The organism is Tepidimonas sp. (genome assembly GCF_036824975.1).
GTDB lineage: Bacteria > Pseudomonadota > Gammaproteobacteria > Burkholderiales > Burkholderiaceae_C > Tepidimonas.
In genome coordinates, this window is the sequence record NZ_DAISZC010000115.1 from 1 (window position 1) to 2,791 (window position 2,791).

Annotated in this window: 3 protein-coding genes; 2 read left to right on the forward strand and 1 reads right to left on the reverse strand. The window is 71.7% G+C overall.

Translation table 11 applies throughout. The features are described 5' to 3' along the window. Positions 1-125 (reverse strand): 30S ribosomal protein S2 (locus tag V7Z54_RS09720; RefSeq protein WP_443082470.1); only part of this gene is annotated, 125 nt, incomplete at its 3' end. 198 nt (positions 126-323) lie between these two features. Here V7Z54_RS09720 and V7Z54_RS09725 point away from each other — a divergent pair. Together V7Z54_RS09725 and V7Z54_RS09730 are read left to right on the forward strand one after the other, a co-directional pair. Then, complete coding sequence (locus V7Z54_RS09725) at positions 324-1,874, forward strand: NAD(P)H-hydrate dehydratase (RefSeq protein WP_334136197.1); 1,551 nt, start codon at positions 324-326, stop codon at positions 1,872-1,874. A 23-nt stretch (positions 1,875-1,897) separates the two neighbouring features. After that, the coding region (locus tag V7Z54_RS09730; RefSeq protein WP_334136199.1) for an AMP-binding protein at positions 1,898-2,791 on the forward strand (894 nt) is incomplete at its 3' end.

Genomic DNA, 2,791 nt, shown 5'->3' on the forward strand with positions numbered 1-2,791 from the left:
ATCTTGTTGCGATGGCCGAAGATGTAGGGGGCCATCTTGGGGTTCCAGAAGCGCGTCTGGTGCCCGAAGTGGACACCGGCTTCCAGCATCTCGCGCATGGAAATCGACATGATGCAAAGCTCCAAAGGTTGGGTCTGAAGCCGGCCCGCATCGCGCCACCTGCGGCGCAACACCCGGATGAGCCGACTCGCGATTTGTTTTGCGCCAGCGGGCAACTCGCGGATTGCACCCCGCGTTGCGACGTCGCCTCTCGCCCTCACTCTTCATCACCACTTGTGAAGCAGGTGGGCGAGCGCAAAACTTTTGGATTATATACTGCCTTCATGCTGCGCATCGACCGCCATCCCCATCCGCTGCCCCTGTACGGCAGCCGCGCCAGCCGCGCGATCGAGCAGCGCGCCGCCACCGCGCTGCCCACCCACGCGCTGATGCAGCGCGCCGGGGTCGCCGTGGCTCGCCTGGCGCGGGCCTGGCAGCCGCACGCGCGCGACATCCTGGTGCTGGCCGGGGGTGGCAACAACGGCGGCGACGGCTGGCATGCCGCTGCGCTCCTGCACCACGCGCTCGGCCCGCTGGGCGCGCGCATCCGCGTCTGGTTCGTCGGGGATGCCGACCGTCTGCCGGACGATGCGCGCTGGGCGCGCACGGGGGCGCTGGCGGCCGGGGTCGAAAGCATCGCCGCGCCTCCCGCAGATGATCTGGATCTGGTCATCGACGCCCTGCTCGGCCTGGGGCTGTCACGCCCCGTGGAGGGGCCGACGGCCGACGCGCTGGACTGGTTGCAACGCTGTCCCGCCCCGACCCTGTGTGTCGACGTGCCCAGCGGGCTGGATGCGGACAGCGGTCGCTGGTGGTCGGCGGCTACGCCACGACCCACCGGGCCACGCATCACGCTGACGCTGCTCACCATCAAGACCGGATTGTGGACGGGGGCCGGGCGGGCGGCCTGCGGCGAGGCGCTGTGGTTCGACGATCTGGGGGTGACGCCCGAAGCCGGCGACCCGCCGCCCGACGCCTACACCGCCCCGCCCACCGGCTGGCCCCGCGTGGCGGCGCTGCGCGCGGCGCACGACAGCCACAAGGGCGCGCGCGGCGACGTGCTGGTGGTGGGCGGTCAACCCGCTGCCGGGGGCGCCGGCGTGGGCATGGTGGGGGCGGCGGTGCTGGCCGGCCGCGCGGCGCTGCGCGGCGGTGCGGGCCGCGTGTGGGTGGCACTGCCCGCTGCGGCCGACCATGTCCCCGCGCTCGACCCGGGCGCACCGGGGCTGATGCTGCGGTCCGTACAGGCCGCCCTGGACGACGCACTGCACACGCGCGCGGTGGTGGTGGCCGGATGCGGCGGGGGCGCGGCGTTGGCGCCCTGGCTGCCGTGGCTGCTGGCCGAGGCGCCACAGCTGGTACTGGATGCCGACGCGCTCAATGTCCTGGCCAGCGGCAGCGCCGGTGCCAACGCCGCACCACCGTGGGCGCAGCGCGCTACGCAGGACCGGGTAACTGTGCTGACCCCCCACCCCGCCGAGGCGGCGCGGCTGCTGGGCTGCGACCCTGCCACCGTGCAGCAGCAGCGCCTGTACGCCGCGCAAACGCTGGCGCAGCGCTGGCGCGCTATCGTCGTGCTCAAGGGCAGCGGCACCATCATCGCCGCCCCTGACCGAGCGCCTGTCATCAACCCCAGCGGTGATGGTCTACTCGCCACGGCAGGCACCGGCGACCTGCTGGCCGGCCTCATTGGCGCGCGCTTGGCGTCCATGCCCACTGGGGCCACTGGTGAGGCTCTGCAACACGCCGTCGCCGAAGCGGTGGCGGCACACGGGACGCTGACGGCGCAGTGGGACCGCCCCTGGGCCCCGACGGCCAGTGACTTGATCGCGTAAGTGGCTTGCGCCACACTGGCGCCATGCCGATTGACGACCACGGCCTGCGCCCCGGTGCGGCCAACCACCTTGCGCTCACACCGCTGCCCTTTCTTGAGCGCACCGCTGAGGTGTACCCGGACCGCCTGGCCATCGTGTACGGAACGGGACCGGACGCCTTTCGGCAGACCTGGCGCCAGACCGCCGAGCGTTGCCGACGCCCAGCCAGCGCCCTGCAGCGCATCGGCATCGGGCGGCGCGATACCGTCGCGGTACTGCTACCCAACACGCCGCCGATGGTCGAAGCCCACTTCGGCGTCCCCTGGGCCGGTGCGGTGCTCAACGCCATCAACACGCGGCTCGATGCGGCTGCGATCGCCTTTATGCTCGATCATGGGCAAGCGCGCGCGGTCATCGCCGACGCCGAGTATGCGGATGTGCTGCGACGGGCGCTGACGCTGCGCCAGAACCGCGCCCCGCTGCCGCTGATCGTGGCCCGCGACCCGGCCGCCGCGGACACCGAGACCGGGCTGGACGCCCAGGACTACGACGCTGTTCTCGCCACCGGAGACCCCGACTTCCCGGGCCTGTTGCCCGAGGACGAGTGGGATCCCATCGCGCTGAACTACACCTCCGGCACCACGGGCAATCCCAAGGGCGTGCTCTACCATCACCGGGGCGCGGCGCTCAATGCGCTGTCCAACATCCTGGAGTGGGACATGCCCAAGCACCCGGTCTATCTGTGGACGTTGCCCATGTTTCACTGCAACGGATGGTGCTTCCCCTGGACCGTGGCGGCGCGCGCCGGCGTCAACGTGTGCCTGCGCCGGGTGGAGGCCGCCGCCATCGTCGAACAGATGCGGGCCTGGGGGGTGACGCACTATTGCGGTGCCCCCGTCGTGCACGCGATGATCGCCAACGCACCGGAGGCCCTGCTA